The 19,038-nt window shown below is 71.2% G+C and carries 22 protein-coding genes; 12 read left to right on the forward strand and 10 right to left on the reverse strand.

Annotated features, from left to right (window positions below; translation table 11 throughout):
* Positions 1-7 precede the first annotated feature (7 nt).
* Complete coding sequence (locus KVS71_RS20315; protein WP_302677651.1) at positions 8-139, reverse strand: hypothetical protein; 132 nt, start codon at positions 137-139, stop codon at positions 8-10.
* Between the two features lie 9 nt (positions 140-148).
* Here KVS71_RS20315 and KVS71_RS15455 point away from each other — a divergent pair, with 9 nt between their 5' ends.
* The gene (locus tag KVS71_RS15455; RefSeq protein ID WP_060923154.1) at positions 149-373 is read left to right on the forward strand and encodes a DUF3107 domain-containing protein; all 225 of its coding nucleotides are present in this window, start codon (positions 149-151) and stop codon (positions 371-373) included.
* A gap of 7 nt (positions 374-380) precedes the next feature.
* Positions 381-668 (forward strand): hypothetical protein, encoded by a 288-nt coding sequence (locus KVS71_RS15460; protein WP_060923155.1) that lies wholly within the window; start codon positions 381-383, stop codon positions 666-668.
* Between the two features lies 1 nt (position 669).
* Here the strand turns inward: KVS71_RS15460 and KVS71_RS15465 are convergent, their stop codons facing one another.
* Complete coding sequence (locus KVS71_RS15465) at positions 670-1,383, reverse strand: ferritin-like fold-containing protein (protein WP_060923156.1); 714 nt, start codon at positions 1,381-1,383, stop codon at positions 670-672.
* Between the two features lie 193 nt (positions 1,384-1,576).
* Between KVS71_RS15465 and KVS71_RS15470 the strand changes: the two genes are divergently transcribed.
* Positions 1,577-3,097 (forward strand): DEAD/DEAH box helicase, encoded by a 1,521-nt coding sequence (locus tag KVS71_RS15470; protein WP_217584965.1) that lies wholly within the window; start codon positions 1,577-1,579, stop codon positions 3,095-3,097.
* 9 nt (positions 3,098-3,106) lie between these two features.
* Here the strand turns inward: KVS71_RS15470 and KVS71_RS15475 are convergent, their stop codons facing one another.
* A complete protein-coding gene (locus KVS71_RS15475) occupies positions 3,107-4,012 on the reverse strand; it encodes a DUF817 domain-containing protein (RefSeq protein WP_060923608.1) in 906 nt (301 codons plus the stop codon).
* A 62-nt stretch (positions 4,013-4,074) separates the two neighbouring features.
* Positions 4,075-4,938 (reverse strand): PHP domain-containing protein, encoded by an 864-nt coding sequence (locus KVS71_RS15480; protein ID WP_144880860.1) that lies wholly within the window; start codon positions 4,936-4,938, stop codon positions 4,075-4,077.
* A gap of 114 nt (positions 4,939-5,052) precedes the next feature.
* Between KVS71_RS15480 and KVS71_RS15485 the strand changes: the two genes are divergently transcribed.
* Positions 5,053-6,075, forward strand: a complete 1,023-nt coding sequence (locus KVS71_RS15485; protein WP_144880859.1) for an endonuclease/exonuclease/phosphatase family protein — start codon at positions 5,053-5,055, stop codon at positions 6,073-6,075.
* A 36-nt stretch (positions 6,076-6,111) separates the two neighbouring features.
* Positions 6,112-7,533: an aminopeptidase P family protein gene (locus KVS71_RS15490; protein ID WP_217584966.1), complete on the forward strand. Its 1,422-nt coding sequence runs from the start codon at positions 6,112-6,114 to the stop codon at positions 7,531-7,533.
* 259 nt (positions 7,534-7,792) lie between these two features.
* Here the strand turns inward: KVS71_RS15490 and KVS71_RS15495 are convergent, their stop codons facing one another.
* The gene (locus KVS71_RS15495; RefSeq protein ID WP_217584967.1) at positions 7,793-8,470 is read right to left on the reverse strand and encodes an alpha/beta family hydrolase; all 678 of its coding nucleotides are present in this window, start codon (positions 8,468-8,470) and stop codon (positions 7,793-7,795) included.
* A complete protein-coding gene (locus KVS71_RS15500) occupies positions 8,467-9,153 on the reverse strand; it encodes a general stress protein (protein WP_254635832.1) in 687 nt (228 codons plus the stop codon). The genes KVS71_RS15495 and KVS71_RS15500 overlap by 4 nt, the downstream gene beginning before the upstream one ends.
* Before the next feature lie 87 nt (positions 9,154-9,240).
* Between KVS71_RS15500 and KVS71_RS15505 the strand changes: the two genes are divergently transcribed.
* Genes KVS71_RS15505 through KVS71_RS15520 form a run of 4 tightly spaced genes read left to right on the forward strand, consistent with a single transcriptional unit; the run spans position 9,241 to position 12,665 of the window.
* The gene (locus tag KVS71_RS15505) at positions 9,241-10,509 is read left to right on the forward strand and encodes a CBS domain-containing protein (protein ID WP_060923132.1); all 1,269 of its coding nucleotides are present in this window, start codon (positions 9,241-9,243) and stop codon (positions 10,507-10,509) included.
* Positions 10,509-11,030 (forward strand): DUF1003 domain-containing protein, encoded by a 522-nt coding sequence (locus KVS71_RS15510; protein ID WP_060923133.1) that lies wholly within the window; start codon positions 10,509-10,511, stop codon positions 11,028-11,030. Before KVS71_RS15505 ends, KVS71_RS15510 begins: the two co-directional genes overlap by 1 nt.
* A complete protein-coding gene (locus tag KVS71_RS15515; protein ID WP_217584968.1) occupies positions 11,027-12,148 on the forward strand; it encodes an Mrp/NBP35 family ATP-binding protein in 1,122 nt (373 codons plus the stop codon). The genes KVS71_RS15510 and KVS71_RS15515 overlap by 4 nt, the downstream gene beginning before the upstream one ends.
* A gap of 22 nt (positions 12,149-12,170) precedes the next feature.
* A complete protein-coding gene (locus KVS71_RS15520) occupies positions 12,171-12,665 on the forward strand; it encodes a YcxB family protein (protein ID WP_060923135.1) in 495 nt (164 codons plus the stop codon).
* 9 nt (positions 12,666-12,674) lie between these two features.
* Here the strand turns inward: KVS71_RS15520 and KVS71_RS15525 are convergent, their stop codons facing one another.
* Entirely contained in the window at positions 12,675-13,049 is a 375-nt protein-coding gene (locus KVS71_RS15525) for a twin-arginine translocase TatA/TatE family subunit (protein WP_060923136.1), read from the reverse strand.
* 90 nt (positions 13,050-13,139) lie between these two features.
* Here KVS71_RS15525 and KVS71_RS15530 point away from each other — a divergent pair, with 90 nt between their 5' ends.
* Complete coding sequence (locus KVS71_RS15530; RefSeq protein WP_060923137.1) at positions 13,140-13,778, forward strand: O-methyltransferase; 639 nt, start codon at positions 13,140-13,142, stop codon at positions 13,776-13,778.
* Between the two features lie 81 nt (positions 13,779-13,859).
* On the opposite strand, the gene KVS71_RS15535 is transcribed toward KVS71_RS15530, so the two are convergent.
* The 3 genes from KVS71_RS15535 to dapE form a co-directional block, all read right to left on the reverse strand.
* Positions 13,860-14,033 (reverse strand): DUF3117 domain-containing protein, encoded by a 174-nt coding sequence (locus tag KVS71_RS15535; RefSeq protein ID WP_071328210.1) that lies wholly within the window; start codon positions 14,031-14,033, stop codon positions 13,860-13,862.
* Between the two features lie 93 nt (positions 14,034-14,126).
* Positions 14,127-15,344 (reverse strand): hypothetical protein, encoded by a 1,218-nt coding sequence (locus tag KVS71_RS15540; protein WP_060923138.1) that lies wholly within the window; start codon positions 15,342-15,344, stop codon positions 14,127-14,129.
* Positions 15,326-16,399 (reverse strand): succinyl-diaminopimelate desuccinylase, encoded by a 1,074-nt coding sequence (gene dapE, locus KVS71_RS15545; RefSeq protein WP_060923139.1) that lies wholly within the window; start codon positions 16,397-16,399, stop codon positions 15,326-15,328. The genes KVS71_RS15540 and dapE overlap by 19 nt, the downstream gene beginning before the upstream one ends.
* 66 nt (positions 16,400-16,465) lie before the next feature.
* On the opposite strand from dapE, the gene dapD reads away from it, so the two are divergent.
* Both dapD and KVS71_RS15555 read left to right on the forward strand, forming a co-directional pair.
* A complete protein-coding gene (dapD, locus tag KVS71_RS15550) occupies positions 16,466-17,419 on the forward strand; it encodes a 2,3,4,5-tetrahydropyridine-2,6-dicarboxylate N-succinyltransferase (RefSeq protein ID WP_060923140.1) in 954 nt (317 codons plus the stop codon).
* A 237-nt stretch (positions 17,420-17,656) separates the two neighbouring features.
* Positions 17,657-19,024, forward strand: coding sequence for a DEAD/DEAH box helicase (locus KVS71_RS15555; protein ID WP_083371045.1), 1,368 nt, complete (start codon positions 17,657-17,659; stop codon positions 19,022-19,024).
* Positions 19,025-19,038: the final 14 nt, after the last annotated feature.

The raw sequence follows: 19,038 nt of genomic DNA on the forward strand, positions 1-19,038 counted from the left end.
CTCCACGCTATCGGGAGGCGCGGACATCGACGTCGAAGGCGACGCTCGTCGCGGGTTGTGCGCTCAGGGCGAAACGGCCGCCGTCGCCGGTCTCCGCCGCCGGCTGCGCGATAGAGTTGGCGAGTCCGACGACCTGCAAGGAGCATCCGTGGAAATCCGCATCGGCATCATCAACACCGGCCGCGAGCTGAGCTTCGACACCGCTGCCACGGCGGACGAGGTCCGCTCCCAGGTCTCCGCGGCACTCGAGCAGAGCGCCTCGCACCTGAGCTTCGCCGACGTGAAGGGCAACTCCTACATCGTGCCGACCGCGAACCTCGCCTACATCGAGCTGGGCACCGAGGAGTCGCGTCGCGTGGGCTTCGTCGCCTGACCCGCGCATGTACATCCTCCTCGCCCTCGTCGGCGCCTGCGTGCTCGGGATCGCCGCGCACTTCCTGATCGGCGGTCGCGAGCTGCGCGGCGTCGCCCTCGCCCCGGCGATCGCGACGGCCGTCTCGGCGATCGTCTACACGAGCCTGCAATGGGCCGGCGTGGGCGAGGACAGCCCCTGGCTGTGGCTCGCGAGCATCCTCGGCGCGGCGGTGGTCGCGGCCCTGGCGACCGCGGCCCTCACCGCAGGGCGTCGACGCGGCGACGCGCAGAGGCGAGCCGCGCTCGGGATCTGACCTAGGACGCGAGGCCCATCGCATCCATGCGGCGGGCGTGCGCTCCCATGAGCTCGGTGTACACCGGCTCGATGCGGGCCTCCTCCACGGCGAGGAGCTCCGGCCGCAGCGCCGCACGGCAGACGAGGATCGTGTCCCCCACGAGGCGTCGTGCCCACATGGACAGCAGCGAGCGCCACTCCTCGTCGCTCTCGATCGTCTCCTGGATGATCGCGACGATCTCGTGGCGCGCGTCGTCCTCGCGCAGGATCTCGGCGACCCGCCGCCCCGTCTCGCCGTAGCTCGAGGCGAGCGCGAGGTAGAAGTCGTCGAGCATGCCTGCCGTGATGTAGACCGCGAGCAGGGTCTCGCGCGGGCGCGCCCCGATGGTCTTGCGCCGGAACGCGTCCAGGTGCTCACGGAACGGGAGCATGAGCTGCGTCGGGTCCTGGCCACGTGCCGCGATGATGTCGACGATGCCCCGGTGCTTGGTGAGCGCGGCCCCGGCGGCCCGCGACAGCGACTCCTTCTCGGCCAGCTCCGGAGTCGCGCGGATGAGCCGCGTCAGCGTCTCGAAGTAGCCGAGCTGGAGGTAGGCCGCCTGGCCGAGGAACCGGTCGAGCTCAGGCGCCAGCTCCGCGAAGTCGACGCGCGTCGCATCGCTCTGCTCGCCCCGGCTGCGCAGCGCCAGGGTGCGTCGCGGCGCGGCGTCGCGCTGCCAGAACCACTTAACCACGAGGTGTTCCTCCCGAGTCGGCCACGTCGTTCACAATACTCGGGCGACGGCGTCCTCCCTGTCCGGAGCCGCCCCTCCGGTAGGCTGGGCGTGTCCCCGCCGTCGGAGCGGGGCCCCGCGCCTGTGGCACACGAGACGGCGTGGCTCCGTTTACGAGGCGATCGCGAGGTCGCCGGACAGGCATCTGAACACAGTGACAAGTTTCGCCGAACTCGGCATCGACCAGGACATCGTCGACGCACTGGCAGCGAAGGGCATCGTCGATGCCTTCCCGATCCAGGAGCAGACCATCCCCCTCGGCCTCCCCGGCCAGGACATCATCGGGCAGGCCAAGACCGGTACGGGCAAGACCTTCGGCTTCGGCATCCCGGTCGTGCAGCGACTCGGGAAGGACCCGGAGCCGGGCGTCAAGGCCCTCATCGTCGTCCCCACCCGTGAGCTCGCGGTGCAGGTCTACGAGGACATCGACCTCCTCACGAGCAACCGCTCCACGAGCGTCGTCGCCATCTACGGCGGCAAGGCCTATGAGGGGCAGATCGACCAGCTCAAGGCCGGCGCGCAGATCGTTGTCGGCACGCCGGGTCGTCTCATCGACCTCGCCGGCCAGCGCCTGCTCGATCTCTCGAACGCGACCGAGGTCGTGCTCGACGAGGCCGACAAGATGCTCGACCTCGGCTTCCTGGCCGACATCGAGAAGATCTTCCAGAAGGTGCCGGCGGTGCGGCACACCCAGCTCTTTTCCGCGACCATGCCCGGTCCGATCGTCGCGCTCGCGCGACGGTTCATGACCAACCCCATCCACATCCGCGCCAACGACCCGGACGAGGGTCTGACGCAGGCGAACATCAAGCACCTCGTCTACCGCGCGCACTCGCTCGACAAGGACGAGGTCATCGCCCGCATCCTGCAGGCCGAGGGGCGCGGCAAGACCGTGATCTTCACGCGGACGAAACGTGCGGCGCAGCGCCTCGTCGACGAGCTCACCGACCGCGGCTTCAACGTGGGCGGGGTGCACGGCGACATGGGCCAAGATCAGCGCGAGCGCTCCATGGCCGCGTTCAAGGCCGGCAAGAAGGATGTTCTCGTGGCGACCGATGTCGCCGCGCGCGGCATCGACGTTGATGACGTCACGCACGTCGTCAACCACACGATCCCCGACGAGGAGAAGACGTACCTGCACCGCGCGGGACGCACCGGCCGCGCGGGGAAGACCGGCATCGCCGTCACCTTCGTCGACTGGGAGGACCTGCACAAGTGGGCCCTCATCAACCGTGCCCTCGAGTTCGGCCAGCCCGAGCCCATCGAGACCTACTCCTCGAGCCCGCACCTCTACACCGACCTCGACATCCCCGAGGGGACGAAGGGCCGGCTCGTGAGCGCGCCGAAGAAGGAGGCGGTCAAGACCGAGCGCTCCCGTCGCCCGGAGCGCGCTGCCGACGCCGCCGCTGAAGGGACCGGGGAGGGCGGCACGCGCCGCCGTCGCCGCCGCCGCACGGGTTCCACGCCCGTCGGCTCGACCTTCGCCGAAGGGGCGAGCGAGGGAGGGTCCGCCGAGGGCTCGACCGCGCAGGCCGCCGACCGCGGCGCCGAGGGCGCCGGCACGCACGACGGCGCCGGCAAGGAGCACCACGATGGCAAGCCCGCTCCGGCGCGTCGTCGCCGCCGTCGTCGCGGCGGCTCCGGCACCGGAGCGGCACCCGTCACGGGCGCCTGATCCGCATCATCATCGTCCGAGGGGCGCCGCACGGTCTTCCGTGCGGCGCCCTTCGTTCTCCAGGAGTGCAGCCGGGACCTGCGGCGGGTAGACCCAGGCGACGAGTACGACCGAGATGATCATCAGCAGGAACCACGAACTGAGTTTGCTCAGGGACACGGGCTGCCACACATCCGCCTGGTCGGGATACGCCCAGGCACCCGCCCAGGTGCCGATGTTCTCGGCCAGATAGATGAACACCGCCACTCCGGCGAAGACGGCCAGGAGCGGCAGCCGGATGGTGCGGCGCCATACGCGGGCATGCATGATCGTGGGCAGCCACAGCACGATGACCCCTGCCAAGAGCACCCAGCGCGCATCCCACCACCAGTGGTGGGTGAAGAAGTTGACGTAGATCGCGGCGGCCAGCACAGCCGTCAACCACCGGCGGGGGTAGCGGGTGAACCCGAGGTCGAACAGCCGATACACGCGCACCATGTAGGAGCCGACGGCCGCGTACATGAAACCGCTGAACAGCGGGACACCGCCGATACGGAGGATGCCGTCCGCCGCGTACGCCCAGGAGCCGACGTCGGTCTTGAACAGCTCCATCGCGGTGCCGGTGATGTGGAAGAGCACGATCACCCAGAGTTCACGTCCGCTCTCGAGGCGGAACACGAGCATCGCCACCTGGATCAGGACGGCCGCGATCGTCAGCGCATCGTTGCGGGCCAGTGCCGCGTCGTCGGGATACCAGAGGCGGGCCGCGACGATCACCACCAGCAGGGCCGCTCCGAACACGCACGCCCATGCCTGTTTCAGCACGAACACGACGAACTCGGCGAGCCCGGCGCGGAAGCCCGTGGTCGGCACCGCGCGGAGGAGTCGGCGAGCGGTCGCGTCGACGCGGCGCTCCAGGGAGGTGGGACGTTGCATGCCTCGGACCGTATCCGTCCGTCTCGACAGAACGCCGGGAGACCGCCGACAGAACGCCGGGGTCAGGGACGCCGCGGGCCGGAGCCGGAGGCGCGATCGATGATCCGGGCGACCATGTCCTCCGCCGTGGTGTTCTCTCCCGGAACGTTCGGTTTTCCGGTGCCGTGGTAATCGCTGGACCCGGTGACGATGAGGTCGTGCCGGGCTGCCAGCTCGCGCAGCAGCTTCTTGCCGGCGGTCGTGTTCTCCCGGTGATCCACCTCGAACCCGGCCAACCCCGCGTCGATCAGACGCTCGATGTACGGCACCGGCATCATCCGGTCCCGGCCGGCCGTGACCGGATGGGCGATGATCGCCACACCTCCCGCCTGAGTGATCAGTCGCACGGCCGTCAGCGGGTCCGGAGCGTAGTGCGGCTCGTAGTAGCCCTCCCGCGGGTGGAGGATGCCGTCGAAGGCCTCGCCCCGATCACGCACGATGCCGCGCGCCACCAGCGCGTCGGCGATGTGCGGGCGGCCGACGGTCGCGTCGAGCGTGGTCTGGGCCAGGACGTCGTCCCAATGCAGGTCATAGTCGCGGCCGATGTTTCGGACGATGCGCTCCGCTCTTCCGATGCGGTCGTTCCGGATCCGGTCGGTCTCGGCCCGCAGCGCCGCGTCGTCCGGATCGAAGAGATAGCCGAGCACGTGCACGCTGCGCCACTCGTGCTTGGCGGAGAGCTCCATCCCGGGAAGGAAGGTCATACCGAGGGCGACGGCGGCTTCCCCGGCCTCCGTCCAGCCGGTGGTGCGGTCGTGGTCCGTGAGCGCGGCGGTCCGCACGCCGTGTCGATGCGCCTGTCTCATGACCTCGCCCGGTGCCTCGGTGCCATCGGAGTGATTGGAGTGCAGGTGCAGATCGGCGGGACCGGCGGGCGGAACGGGCATCCTCCGAGCGTACCGAGCGGCGACGCGCGTGGCGCGGATTCCCGAACCCCGATCGCGGCGTCGGGCCGGCCGCGAGGCAGGGACTTCACAGGCGACGCTTCTAGGCTGAAGGGGATGTTTCGACTCCTGGGGATCCTGCTCACCGTGCTCTTCGCGATCGCGGCGGCGGTCGTGGTGTGGCCGCAGTTCTTCAACCTCGAGCAGACGTACCCGTTCGCGCAGCTCGTGGCCGCCCGCGGCCTCGTGCTCGGCGGGTTCCTGATCATCGCGGTGCTGGCGCTGCTGCTCCTGCTCGCCCGGCCGCTGCGCGGCTTCGCGGCGTCCGTCCTGATCGTCGCCCTGCTCGGCGCCGCCGCGACCGGGGCGATCGGAGCGACGCGGGGGTTCGGCGTGGCCGCCATTCCCGAGCGGACCGACACGAGCCTGCGGGTGCTCACCTGGAACACCGCGGGTGAGGCCGTCTCCGCCGAGCAGATCGCCCAGGAGATCCTGGAGCAGGAGGCCGACGTGGTGGCACTGCCCGAGACCACCGAGGAGGTCGGCGAGCGGATCGCGCTCATGCTCCGCGAGCAGGGGCATCCGATGTGGGTGCATCACGTGCAGTTCCGCCCGGACGTGGAGGACGGCCCGCAATCGTGGCAGACGACGGTCCTCGTGGCCCCCGAGCTCGGCGAGTACTCCGTCATCGAGTCGTCGAAGGACGGGAGCAACAACACCGGATCCGTGCCCAGCGCCGTGCTGATGCCGATCGACGGCGACGGTCCGACGATCGTCGCCGTGCACGCGGTCGCGCCGCGCATGGAGGAGATGCAGCAGTGGCAGAGTGATCTGCAGTGGATCGCCGACCAGTGCCCCGCGGGTGACTTCATCCTCGCCGGCGACTTCAACGCCACCGTGGATCACATGGCCTCCCTCGGCATCGACGGCGGCGACATGGGGTACTGCCGCGACGCCGCCTCCCGGACCGGGAACGGGATGTCCGGAACCTGGCCGAGCTCGTTCCCTGCCCTCGCCGGCGCCCCCATCGACCACGTGATGGCCTCCCCCAACTGGCGACCCACGGGTTCCGCCGTCCTCGAAGATGCCGGCGGGAGCGATCATCGCGCCCTCATCGTGCAGCTCGAGCCGACCGGCTGATCCGCGCCTGGCGCGTCCAGGTGAGAGACTGGACGGATGAGCACCGGAGAAAACGACACGATCGCTGACGAGACCGTCGAAGCCCCCGTCGAGAACAGCTCGACCAACCGCAAGCAGCCGTTCCCGCAGGGGTTCCTCGACACCATCTCCACCGGGTGGGCCGAGCGTCCGGATACCCTGCCCGCGCCGCGCGCCCAGGCCGCGTACGCCGAGCGCCGCCGGGCCGCCGTCTCGGCCGCTTTCCCCGGCAAGCGGCTCGTGATCCCCGCCGGCTCGCTCAAGCAGCGCAGCAACGACACCGACTACGTCTTCCGCGCGCACTCCGCCTTCGCGCACCTCACCGGCTGGGGGTCCGACGCGGAGCCGGACTCGGTGCTCGTCTTCGAGCCGACGCACGACGGGCACGACGTCACGCTGTACTTCCGCGAGCGCGCCGACCGCACGACGACGGAGTTCTATGCCGACGCCACCGTGGGCGAGTTCTGGATCGGTCCGCGTCCGTCGCTGGCCGGCGTCGCCGCCGACCTGCAGGTGGCCACGGCCCACCTGCACGAGTTCGCCCCGGTCGACGGCGAGCTCGTCCTCGAGGAGGATGAGTCCCTCACCCGTTTCGTCTCGGAGCTGCGACTCATCAAGGACGACTTCGAGATCGCCGAGATGCGGCGGGCCGTGGAGATCACCGCGCGGGGCTTCGACGACATCATCCGCGAGCTCCCGGCCGCCGTCGCGCACGCCCGAGGCGAGCGCGTCGTCGAGGGAGTCTTCCACCGACGCGCCCGCGAGGACGGCAACGGCGAGGGGTACGACACCATCGCCGCGTCCGGGCCGCACGCCTGCTACCTGCACTGGACGCGCAACGACGGCACCGTCATCCCCGGAGACCTCATCCTCGTCGACGCCGGCGTGGAGGCCGACAGCCTGTACACCGCCGACATCACCCGTACCCTGCCGGTGTCCGGGACGTTCACAGAGGTGCAGCGCCGCGTCTACGAGACGGTGCGCGAGGCGGCCGACGCCGCCCTCGCCGCGGCCAAGGTCGGCGTCCGCTTCCGCGACGTCCACGCGGCGGCCATGGCCGTGATCGCCGCCCGCACCGCGGAATGGGGCCTGCTCCCCGTCACCGCCGAGGAGGCCCTCGACGCGGACGCGGGCGGCCAGCACCGGCGCTACATGGTGCACGGCACGTCGCATCACCTCGGCATCGACGTGCACGACTGCGCTCAGGCGCGCCGCGAGATGTACTACGACGGCATCCTCACGCCGGGCATGGTCTTCACGATCGAACCGGGACTGTACTTCCAGATCGACGACCTCACGGTACCCGCCGAGCTGCGCGGCATCGGCGTCCGCATCGAGGACGACATCCTGATGACCGAGGACGGCCCGGTCAACCTCTCCGCGGACATCCCCCGCACGGCCGATGAGGTCGAGGCCTGGATGGCCCGTCTGCAGCGCTGAGCTCTGACCGGAGCCGCTGAGCCGAGGCTGGGGAGGACGGAGGGCCGCCGCTCTCCCCAGACCGGCGGCCCGTTCCCCCTCTGCGGAGACGAAGGTCGACCACGGGCCCTCCCCCGAGGATCCCTGGAGCCGCCCCCGGCATGGTGCCCGTGCCGGCGCCGCGTCTCCCCCGAAGACCTGCGGCCGCCTCCCACGGAAGAGATGCGGGAGCCGGCCGTTCATTACGCGGTTCCCCCGGTTCTCCCGATCCGGAGGAGGATCAGCCCCGTCGTGCTGCGACGAAGGCGTCGACCACGGGCGCGATGTCCGCGCCGACCTCGGCCGGCGGGCGCCGGTTCCCCTTGACCTCGAAGGAGTGCCCGCCGCCCTCGACCCAGTGCACCCTGGCGTCCTGGCAGCCGGCGATGGCGTCGTCGAGCTGGGCGATCGGCTGGATGAACGGGTCCGCCGTGCCCTCGATGAAGAGTTGCGGGACGGTGATCGACGGCAGATGGGCGACCCGGGGCTTGTCCGGGCGGCCGGGCGGATGGAGCGGGTAGCCGAGGTAGACGAGGCCCTCCACGACGAGTCCCTCCGCCGCGGCCAGGGACGCCATGCGCCCGCCATAGGACTTCCCGGTGGCCCACACGGCGGCTCGTGGCGCTCGTACGCGGGCGTCGGCGACCACGGCGTCCCACGTCGCGACGGCGTGCGCGGCCGGACCGGGCATGCGGCGTCCCTGCTCGGCGTACGGGAAGCTGAAACGCAGCGTCGCGTACCCGAGCGCCACGAGTGCGCGGTCGTACCCGACGAGGAAGGGGTGGTCCTTCCCGGCTCCGGCCCCGTGGGCGATCAGGACGACATCGTCACGGATGCCCGGTGTCCAGTCGGCGGACACCGTCGTCGTACCGGTCGGCAGTGCGACCTCGATGCGGACCGGCGTGGGCTCCGCGGTCACCGCACCGATCCGGGGGTGCCGGTCTCCGGGTCGGCGGGTCGCGGCGGAAGTCGAGGCTCGGGCGCGGGCTCGGGAGCCGGTGCAGGCTGAGGCGCCGGGGCAGGATCAGCCTCAGGCTCGGGTGCAGGCTCAGGCGAGGGCTGGGGAGGACCGGGCGGGATCCGCTCGCCGTACTTCGGCGGCTCGTCCAGGTTCACCGGCGGACGCACCGGGGCGACACGCTGCGCACCGAGGACCTGGCGAGCCTTCGCCAGCGAACCGGGCTGCACGGTCACCTCGTAGTGATCCGCGGCGAACTGCGTCACGCTCGCGAAGTCCCGACGGCGACGCACGATCGCGTAGGTGATGAGGCTCAGCAGCATGCCCACTGCGACGCCGATGAGGACGAAGCCGACGAACAGCTGGATCGGCACCTCAGGATTGCCGAGGACGAGGATCGCCGAGAGGAACAGGCCGATGAGGATGCCGTTGATCGCTCCCGACCGTGCCGCCGCGGCATAGCCGAGCCGTCCGGTCACCCGCTCGACCGTCCGCACGCTCTGACCGACGATCGCGATGTCGCGCGCGGGGACCTCTCCGGCGATCAGTTTCGACACCGCCTTCTGCGCGCTCTCGTAGTCGCGCATGGAGGCGACGATCTCACCGGTGTCCGTGCCGCTCGCGGGGCGATTCAGCATGCTCATCCGGCTATTCTTCCACGTCGTGCCCCGCGTCCGGCCGAGCGACCGCCGCGACCGCCGTCCCGGCACGGCGCGGGCTACGCTGGTCGAGTGAGCACACAACGGGTTTTCGCCGCGCGCCTGGCAGGGTGTGCCGTCTTCGATCCCGTCGGCGACCGGCTCGGCAAGGTCCGGGACGTCGTCGTCGTGTATCGAAGTACCGCGGCCCCGCGCGTGATCGGACTGGTCGTGGAGATCCCCGGCCGCCGCCACGTGTTCCTCTCGATCGGCCGGGTCACGTCGATCCGGTCCGGTCAGGTCATCACCACCGGCCTCATCAACGTCCGTCGCTTCTCGCCGCGCGCCGGCGAGGTACGCGTCCTCGCCGAGATGCTCGGCCGACGCGTGAGCCTCACGGACGGAAGCGGCACCGCCGTCATCGAGGACGTCGCGATCGAGCCCAACCGCCTCGGCGAGTGGGCGATCAGCCAGCTCTTCCTGCGCCGGCCGAAGACCGGTGCGTCGCCGTTCGCCAAGGGCCCGACGACGTTCGCCGCCTGGAGCGAGGTCACCGAGGAGCACGCACCGGGCGAATCGCAGTCCGCCGAGCAGCTCGTCGCCTCCTACTCCGAGCTGCACGCCGCCGACCTCGCCAACACGCTCCTCGACCTCCCCCAGCAGCGGATGATCGAGGTCGCGGAGGAGCTCTCCGACGACCGCCTCGCCGACGCCCTCGAGGAGATGCCCGAGGACGAGCAGGTGCACATCCTCGACCGCCTCGGCGAGGAGCGGGCAGCCGACATCCTCGATCAGATGGAGCCGGACGACGCCGCCGATCTCCTCGCCCAGCTCCCGCCCACCCAGCTGGAGCAGTTGCTCCAGCGGATGGAGCCGGAGAGAGCCGAGGACGTACGGATGCTGCTGCGCTACGGTCCCGACACGGCGGGCGGTCTGATGACCCCGGAGCCGATCATCCTCTCCGCTGACGCCACGGTCGCCGAGGCACTGGCGCTCATCCGCCGCCACGAGCTGCATCCGGCTCTCGCCGCGGCCGTCTTCGTCACGCTCCCGCCGTTCGAGACGCCGACCGGCCGGCTGCTCGGCCTCGTGCACTTCCAGCGGATGCTGCGCTATCCGCCGCACGAGCGGCTCGGCGCCATCCTCGACGACAGCCTCGAGCCGGTGCCCGTCACCGCCTCCGCCGCCGAGGTCGCCCGCATGCTCGCCAGCTACGACCTCGTCTCGCTGCCCGTGATCGACGCAGCCCACCGCCTCGTCGGCGCGATCAGCATCGACGACGTGCTCGACTACCTGCTGCCGGACGACTGGCGCACCCACGACAGCGACGATGTGACACCGCCCGTGACGGAGGCGCGCTGATGGCGCGCAAGGAGCGGGCCGCCCGCCTCGACGCGCCAGGACGGACGAGCACCCGCCCCCGGTCGACCTCGCGCGACCGCTTCGGTCGCTTCACGGAGTGGGTCGCCCGCGCCATGGGCACCCCGGCGTTCCTCGTCATCCTCAGCCTCTTCTGCATCCTCTGGATCGGCTGGAACACGCTGATGCCCCGCGAGGTGCGCTTCGACGACGCCGCGCTGGGCTTCACCGCGCTCACCCTCATGCTGTCGCTGCAGGCCTCATACGCCGCGCCGCTGATCCTCCTCGCGCAGAACCGCCAGGACGACCGCGACCGCGTGCAGATCGAGCAGGACCGGCAGCGCGCCGAGCGCAACCTCGCCGACACCGAGTACCTCGCCCGCGAGATCGTCGCGCTGCGGATGTCGCTGGAGGAGCGCAACGCGCAGGTGGTCACCCGCGACGTGCTGCGGCAGGAGCTCCGTGCCCTGCTGGCCGAGCTGGGCGACGCCGAGGAGAAGCCCGCGGGCGGCACCGTCTCATGACCGCGGCCGAGAGCGTCAGGGCCGCGGTGGCGGCGGTGACCGATCCGGAGCTGCGGCAGCCGATCGGCGACCTCGACATGGTGCGCGACATCTCGGTCGAGGACGGGGTCGCGCATGTGGGCATCGTGCTGACGATCGTCGGGTGCCCCGCCGCCGACCGCATCGAGCGCGACGTGCGCGGTGCCGCGGCCGCGGTCCCCGGGGTCACGGACGTCGAGGTCGAGGTGGGCGTGATGACCCCGGCCGAGCGCAAGGCCCTCACCGAACGGCTCCGGGCGGGACGCCCCGCCCGGCACATGCCCTTCGGCCCCGACTCCCTCACCCGCGTGATCCTCGTCTCCAGCGGCAAGGGCGGCGTCGGCAAGTCGACGGTCACCGCGAACCTCGCGGTCGCTCTCGCCGACCGGGGCCTCGCCGTCGGCCTGGTGGATGCGGACGTGCACGGCTTCTCGATCCCCGGGCTGCTGGGTATCCCCGCCGGCACGCAGCCGACGCGCATCGACGACCTGATGCTGCCGCCGGTGGCACACGGGGTGAAGACCATCTCGATCGGGATGTTCCTGCGCGACGGGGAGTCCGTCGTGGCCTGGCGCGGACCGATGCTGCACCGCACGGTCTCGCAGTTCCTCACCGACGTCTTCTTCGGCGACCTCGACGTCCTGCTCATCGACATGCCACCGGGCACCGGTGACATCGCGATCTCGATCGGGCAGCTCCTCCCCCACGCCGAAGTGCTCGTGGTCACCACTCCCCAAGCGGCGGCCTCCGACGTGGCCATCCGCAGCGGACTCGTCGCCCGTCAGACCGGTCAGCGCGTGATCGGCGTGATCGAGAACATGTCCGCGTACCCCCTCCCCGACGGCACGGTCATCGACCTGTTCGGCGCGGGTGGCGGAGCGGCGGTCGCGGAGGCCCTGTCCGAGCCCGACGCGCCGGTCCCCCTGCTCGCCTCCATCCCGCTCAGCCCGGCGCTCCGTCAAGGCGGGGACGTGGGCGTCCCGGTCGTCACCTCCGCGCCCGACGACGCCGCCGCCCAGGCGATCCGCACGATGGCCGCCGGCCTCGCCCGACGGGGCCGTGGCCTCGCCGGACGCTCGCTGCCGATGTCGATCGCCTGAGGCCGAAGGGGAGGATGGACGGATGCCGCACCGATCTGTGACCGTGGATGAGAGCCTGCTGCGGCGGATGGCGCGTGACGCCACCGTCTACTCCCTGACCAGGCCCGTCGCGATCGTGATGTGGGTCGCACTGGCAGCCGGACTGGTCCTCTCCGTCTTCACGCTCAACGACCTCCTCTCCCGCGGAGCGGAGGTCAGCACGATCGTCGCCTGGCTGCCCGCCGTGACGGTGGCACTGGGTGCCTACGCGGTGATCCTGACCACCTCGAGCGCCCGCAAGGCCGTCCGTGCCGCGATGCCGGTCGAGAGCGTGGTCTGGGTCGCGCTGGACGAGGACAGGCTGCAGCTGGGAAGCGATCGCCGCCGCTCCGAGATCCCGTACCGCACGTTCCAGAGCCTCCGTGTCGGCAGGGACGCCGTGATCTTCAAGGTGCGCGATGCCTCGGTCGCCACCGCGATCCCGCGCTCGCTGTTCAGCGACGAGGAGCTGACGATGCTGCGGACCCGGATCTCCTGAACCGACGACTCAGGTCGCCTCGGTGTCGAACGGCGGGCGGTTCTCGGCGCTGAAGGTCGGCGGCGCGGTGCGCGGGGCCACCGGCTCCGCGATCGTCGCCGTCGCCTGCGCGGGGGTCGCGGGCTCCGGCTCCTCCAGGAGCGCGTCGCGGATGATGCGCCGGGGGTCGTACTGCCGCGGGTCCAGCTTGCGCCAGTCCACGTCGTCGAGTTCCGGACCCATCTCCTCGCGGACGCGGGACTTCGTGTCGCGGATGTACTCGCCGGCCTTGCGCACGATGCTCGCGAAGGCCTCCGCGGCACGCGGCAGACGCTCGGGGCCGATGATCAGCACTGCGATCAGGCCGATGAGCAGCAGCTTCTCGAAGGTGAGGCCGAACGTCATGTGACCAGGCTACCGCCGCGCCTGCGGGCTCTGCGCGCAGTGAGCGAATACCCTGGACACATCAGCCATGCACGCAGGGAGAGGCAGGTCATGAGCGAGCACGACGCCAACGCGCGCTTCCTTCGCGAGTCCATCGTCGAGCCGGAGACCATCGCCCGCGCTCGCACCCACGCCGTGGAGCTCGGGGCGGCCCCCATCAGCGCCGTCGTCGGTTCGCAGATCGCAGTGCTCGCCGCCGCGGGCACCGCCCGCTCCATCGTCGAGATCGGAACCGGCGCCGGCGTCTCCGGACTCTGGCTGCTGCGCGGGGCCCCGAACGCGGTGCTGACCTCGATCGACAACGAGCCCGAGCACCTCGCCGCCGCCCGTCAGGCGTTCGCGGACGCGAAGGTGCCCGCCACCCGCGCGCGGTTCATCGCCGGACGCGCGATCGACGTGCTCCCCCGCATGAACGAGGCGTCGTACGACATCGTCCTCGTCGACGCCGACCCCGAGAACGTCATCGAGTACGTCTCGCACGGACTCCGTCTCGCTCGTACCGGTGGCCTGGTGCTCGTGCCCCGCATCCTCGCCGGGGGCCGCGTGGCCGACCCGGTCCAGCGCGACGACATCACCTCCGCCTATCGATCGCTCGTCCAGGAGACGCAGGAATCGTCGGCGGTGCTGGCCACGGTCTCGCCCGCGGGCGAGGGCCTGCTGCAGCTGATCCGCCTCGACGACCGCGCCTGAGCGGGACCCCCACACGACAAGAGGGCGAGGGATCCGCGATCCCTCGCCCTCTGCGGTCGCGCTTCAGCGGACCGGGTTCGATCAGGCCGGGGCCACGACGGCACCGAGCACGTCGTGAAGCTCCTTGGCCTCGGCGTCGTTCACGGAGACGACCAGGCGGCCTCCTCCTTCGAGCGGAACACGCACGATGATGAGTCGTCCCTCTTTCACGGCCTCCATGGGTCCGTCTCCGGTCCTCGGCTTCATCGCTGCCATCGTGGCTCCCTTTCCTCCGGTGGTATGGGACGAGTTTATCGGGTGCGACCGCGCCGTGGACGTCACGGGGACACAATCCACTCCCCCGCGTCGTCAGGGCACCTGCCAGAACGTACTGCCGAGGGCATACACGTGGTAGATCCACACCCACTGGCCGACCAGGCACAGTGCCAGCACCCCCAGGCGCCAGGTTCGTGACCGGGGCACCGCGACCGCACCCCACGCCGGGCTGAGCGGCAGCAGCAGGCGGAAGGTGCTCGACTGCGGGAAGAACACTGCGAGCAGATAGAGCAGGTAGCTCGCGCTCCAGAGACGGAGGTCCGGGCCGAGCGCGCGCACCTGCGGGGACAGCATCAGCGCCGCGCCCGCCGCGACGACGAGGACGACGAGGGCGACCGGTCCCCAGGCCGGTGGCAGACCCCACAGCTCGAACCAGAAGTGCGACGCCTGCACCCACCCCTCGAAGGGCACGAAGCCCTCGACTCCCCCGGCGATCCAGTGTCGTCGCCAGGCGAGTTCGGTGGCGAGGTAGGCGCCGGGGTCACCGGTCACGACACCGGCGATCAGCTGCCAGGCGAACCCGGTGGCCGTCGCGAGCGCGCCGAGGGCGACGATGTGCACGATCTCCCTGGCGCCCAGCGGATCGGTGCGGCGATGCCGCCAGCGGAGGATGCCGTGCAGACCGAGGTACAGGGCGAAGGCGAGCACGCCGGGGCGGGTGAACCCCAGCACCGGGATGAGCACGTACAGCCAGGTGTAGTTCCGCCGGATCGTCGCATCCAGCGCGAGGAAGAGCAGCAGCAGGAAGAGCGTCTCCGCGTAGCCGACCTGAAACAGCGCGGCCAGCGGCCCGGACGCGAAGAAGACGACGGCCCACAGCGCCGCTGCGTTCCCGATGCGGTCGCGGAGCAGACGATGCAGGGCGAGACAGGCAAGGTAGCCGGCTCCGAGCGAGAGCACGAGAGCGCCCGCGCCCCAGGAGCCGAGCACGAAGCCCAACGCCTTGGCGGCGTACGCGAACACGGGCATGAAGGCCCACGCGTTCTCGGCCACCTGCCCGTCATCGGTCAGCGGGAGGTCGGCGGGATAGCCGTGCACCGCCACCTGCCAGTACCACTGCGCATCCCACCCGAGGACGAAGTCCACGAGCCCGGCGTCGCCGCCGAAGCGCGAGAACACCGTGGACAGGGCGGCCGCGGCGATGAGGAATCCGGTCGTCACGACCCGTGCGAGGACGTAGACGATGCCGATGCGCAGAGCCAGCGGTATCCGCGCCCAGCGCCGTGCGAGCGTCAGTGCGACGTCAGCCATGCGCGCAGACCCCGCTCGACGGCGTCGATCTGGGCGAGCGGCACACGCTCCTCGTCGTGATGGGCGAGATGCGGGTCGCCCGGCCCGTAGTTCACGGCCGGGATGCCGAGGGCCGAGAACCGCGCCACGTCGGTCCAGCCGTACTTCGGCTGCGGCTCCGCGCCGACAGCCGCGACGAACCGGCGCGCGATGTCCGCGTCCAGGCCGGGGCGGGCACCTTCGGCGGCATCCGTGATCTCGACGTCGAATCCGGCGAGCACCGCTCGGACGTGAGCCTCGGCGTCGGCCGCGGACTTGCTCGGCGCGAAGCGGTAGTTGACCTCGACCTCGCAGGCGTCCGGGATGACGTTGCCCGCGACTCCTCCCGCGATGCGGACCGCACTGAGGCCCTCCCGATAGAGAAGTCCCTCGACCATCACCTCGCGCGCTCGGTACTCGGACAGCCGGGTGAGGATGGGCGCCGCGCGATGGATCGCGTTCTCGCCGATCCAGGCTCTGGCGCTGTGCGCGCGGACGCCCGTGGTCCGCACGATCGCCCGCAGCGTGCCGTTGCATCCCCCCTCGACCTGGCCGTTCGAGGGCTCCCCGAGGATGGCGAAATCGGCCTGGAACAGGTCGGGACGCGCTGCGGCGAGAAGCCCGAGGCCGTTCAGGGAGGCCGCGACCTCCTCGTTGTCGTACCACATCCAGGTCACGTCGATCGCGGGGTCGGTGAGCTCGGCGGCCAGCTTGAGCTGCACCGCGACCCCCGCTTTCATGTCGACGGTGCCGCGACCCCACAGATACGGCACGCCGTCGATCTCGATGTCGCGCGTGGGCAGGTTGTCGTTGAGGGGCACGGTGTCGATGTGCCCGGCGATCGCGACGCGCTGCGCCCGACCGAGATCCGTGCGGGCGACGACCGTGTTGCCGTGCCGGATGACCTCCAGGTGCGGCAGACCGGACACGGCCTCCTCGATCAGGTCGGCCAGTGTCTTCTCGTCGCCGGAGACACTCGGGACGTCGCAGATCGCGCGGGTGATGTCGGCGGAGGACGCGGTCAGATCGAGCACCATGCCCCCAGCCTACTGATGCCCGTCATGCGGGACGGGACACCGTCGTCGGCGCGATACCGTGGAGGCATGAGCGACGCACGATCTGTCTGGGGACTCGGCCTGACGACCACCGCGAGCGACGGCACGGTCCTCGACGCGTGGTACCCGGAGGTCCGCTCGTCCGCGCCGTCCGACGCCGAGGTCGCCGCCGCGCGCACAGCACTCGACGCACAGACCGGACCGGACGAGCGCCGCGACGTCACCCTCGCGGTGGTCGAGCTCACGATCGACCTGGACGCGGCCCCGACCTCCACCGCGGACGCCTATCTGCGCCTGCACGCGCTGTCGCACCTGCTCGTGCAGCCGAACGCCCTCAACCTCGACGGCATCTTCGGTCACCTGCCGAACGTCGCCTGGACCAATGCCGGCCCGCTGCTCCCCGCCGACGCCGCGCGCCTGCGTCCGCAGCTCCAGCGCGCCGGGATCCAGATCCAGGGCCTGGACAAGTTCCCTCGTCTCACCGACTACGTGCAGCCCGCCGGGGTGCGCATCGCCGACGCCTCGCGCGTGCGACTCGGCGCTCACCTCGCCCCCGGCACCACGGTCATGCACGAGGGCTTCGTCAACTTCAATGCGGGCACCCTCGGCGCCTCGATGGTCGAGGGTCGCATCTCGCAGGGCGTGGTGGTCGGCGACGGCAGCGACATCGGCGGCGGCGCCTCGATCATGGGCACGCTCTCCGGCGGCGGGTCGCATCGCGTGTCGATCGGCGCCCGCACACTTCTCGGCGCGAACGCCGGCATCGGCATCTCCCTCGGCGACGACTGCGTCGTGGAGGCCGGGCTCTACGTCACCGCCGGGACGAAGATCGTGCTCGCCGACGGTCCTGCGACGGCCGATGGCGGCCGCAAGACCGTCAAGGGCGCCGACCTCTCGGGTCAGGATGGCCTGCTCTTCCGTCGTAACTCGCTCACGGGTGCCGTCGAGGCGGTCCGCCGCGCCGGCGTCGGCGTCACGCTCAACGAGGCGCTCCACGCCTGACAGCCCGCCTGCAGCCTTCGACCGGTCTCCGCTGGTAGACTGGCTCCGTTGCCCGCGCCGCCGGCCGGTCAGCATCGTCGTCGTCTAGGGGTCTCCGAGGACCGAAGCGAGCGCCCGCGCTCCCCTCTCCAGCCCGAACTGGCCATTCGCACGGCGAACGGACGCGCACTCGCTGCGTCTTCGCCCACCTCACCCCACTATCCCGCGCCGTTCTCGTGCGCTGACGGAGTTCTCTGCATGCCTTCCTTCCTCGATCTCGGCGTCCCCGCCGAGCTCGCCACCGTTCTCGCCGCCTCCGGAAAGACCGAGGCGTTCGCGATCCAGCGTGACACCCTGCCCGACTCGCTCGCCGGCCGTGACCTCCTCGGTCGCGGACGGACGGGCAGTGGCAAGACCATCGCCTTCGCGCTCCCGCTCGTCGCCCGCCTGGCGGCCTCCGGCCACAAGCGCCGGTCCGGCCTGCCCCGCGGCCTCGTGCTCGCCCCCACCCGCGAGCTCGCCGCCCAGATCGCGGCGACCGTCGCCCCGCTCGCGGAGGCCGTCGGCCTCCGGGTCACCACCGTGTTCGGCGGCGTCAGCCAGCGTCCGCAGGAGCAGGCGCTGCAGGGCGGCGTCGATATCGTCGTCGCCTGCCCCGGCCGCCTGGAAGACCTCATGAAGCAGCAGGTCGTGCGCCTCAGCGCGATCGAGGTCACCGTGCTCGACGAGGCCGACCACATGGCCGACCTCGGCTTCCTCCCCGGCGTCACCCGCATCCTCTCGGCGACCCCCGCCGACGGTCAGCGCCTGCTCTTCAGCGCCACGCTGGACCGCGGCATCGACACCCTCGCCCGCCGGTTCCTCACGAACGCCGTCAGCCACGAGGTCGACGAGGCGAGCGTGCCCGTCGGCGAGATGACCCACCGGGTGCTCGTCGTCGACTCCCCCGAGAACAAGACCGTGCTGGTGCGCGACCTCGCCTCGGGCACCGGCCGTCGCATCCTCTTCACGCGCACCAAGCATCAGGCGAAGAAGCTCGCCAAGCAGCTCACCGCCGCCGGGATCCCGGCCGTGGATCTGCACGGCAACCTGTCCCAGAACGCCAGGGAGCGCAACCTCGGCGCCTTCTCCACCGACCCGGCGGACGGGGGCGTCCGCGTGCTCGTCGCGACCGATGTCGCCGCTCGCGGTGTGCACGTCGACAACGTCGACCTCGTCGTCCACGTCGACCCGCCCGTCGAGCACAAGGCCTACCTGCACCGCTCGGGCCGCACGGCACGGGCCGGGGCGGCGGGCACGGTCGTCACCGTGGTCCTGCCCGAGCAGCGCCGCGACGTGAAGGATCTCCTGCGCAAGGCCGCCATCACGGCACCGCTGGAGAATCTCACCGCCGACGCCGTGACCGAGCTCGTCCCCGAGCGGGCGCCGCACGTGCGCCCCGCTCCCCCGCAGCCGCAGCAGCAGCGCTCTGCGAAGCAGCGGCCCGCGGGCGGCGAGAAGAGCACCGCGACCACCCCGCCCTCCCGCCGTCGTCGCCGTCCGCGCTCTGCGGGCCAGGGCGCGCCGGGTGCGCAGCGCCAGGGCGGTCAGGGCCGCCAGGGCGCGCGCGGCGGCCAGGGACGCTGATCCCGGCTCGCGCC

The organism is Microbacterium sp. GbtcB4 (assembly GCF_019091465.1).
Classification (GTDB): domain Bacteria; phylum Actinomycetota; class Actinomycetes; order Actinomycetales; family Microbacteriaceae; genus Microbacterium; species Microbacterium paraoxydans.

Bases quoted from the DNA above. Each gene is read 5' to 3' on its own strand.
- KVS71_RS15460 (WP_060923155.1), top strand. From the start codon at position 381: ATGTACATCCTCCTCGCCCTCGTCGGCGCCTGCGTGCTCGGGATCGCC.
- KVS71_RS15475 (WP_060923608.1), bottom strand. From the start codon at position 4,012: ATGCAACGTCCCACCTCCCTGGAGCGCCGCGTCGACGCGACCGCTCGC.
- KVS71_RS15480 (WP_144880860.1), bottom strand. From the start codon at position 4,938: ATGCCCGTTCCGCCCGCCGGTCCCGCCGATCTGCACCTGCACTCCAAT.
- KVS71_RS15485 (WP_144880859.1), top strand. From the start codon at position 5,053: ATGTTTCGACTCCTGGGGATCCTGCTCACCGTGCTCTTCGCGATCGCG.
- KVS71_RS15490 (WP_217584966.1), top strand. From the start codon at position 6,112: ATGAGCACCGGAGAAAACGACACGATCGCTGACGAGACCGTCGAAGCC.
- KVS71_RS15500 (WP_254635832.1), bottom strand. From the start codon at position 9,153: ATGAGCATGCTGAATCGCCCCGCGAGCGGCACGGACACCGGTGAGATC.
- KVS71_RS15510 (WP_060923133.1), top strand. From the start codon at position 10,509: ATGGCGCGCAAGGAGCGGGCCGCCCGCCTCGACGCGCCAGGACGGACG.
- KVS71_RS15515 (WP_217584968.1), top strand. From the start codon at position 11,027: ATGACCGCGGCCGAGAGCGTCAGGGCCGCGGTGGCGGCGGTGACCGAT.
- KVS71_RS15520 (WP_060923135.1), top strand. From the start codon at position 12,171: ATGCCGCACCGATCTGTGACCGTGGATGAGAGCCTGCTGCGGCGGATG.
- KVS71_RS15525 (WP_060923136.1), bottom strand. From the start codon at position 13,049: ATGACGTTCGGCCTCACCTTCGAGAAGCTGCTGCTCATCGGCCTGATC.
- KVS71_RS15530 (WP_060923137.1), top strand. From the start codon at position 13,140: ATGAGCGAGCACGACGCCAACGCGCGCTTCCTTCGCGAGTCCATCGTC.
- KVS71_RS15535 (WP_071328210.1), bottom strand. From the start codon at position 14,033: ATGGCAGCGATGAAGCCGAGGACCGGAGACGGACCCATGGAGGCCGTG.
- KVS71_RS15540 (WP_060923138.1), bottom strand. From the start codon at position 15,344: ATGGCTGACGTCGCACTGACGCTCGCACGGCGCTGGGCGCGGATACCG.
- dapE (WP_060923139.1), bottom strand. From the start codon at position 16,399: ATGGTGCTCGATCTGACCGCGTCCTCCGCCGACATCACCCGCGCGATC.
- dapD (WP_060923140.1), top strand. From the start codon at position 16,466: ATGAGCGACGCACGATCTGTCTGGGGACTCGGCCTGACGACCACCGCG.
- KVS71_RS15555 (WP_083371045.1), top strand. From the start codon at position 17,657: ATGCCTTCCTTCCTCGATCTCGGCGTCCCCGCCGAGCTCGCCACCGTT.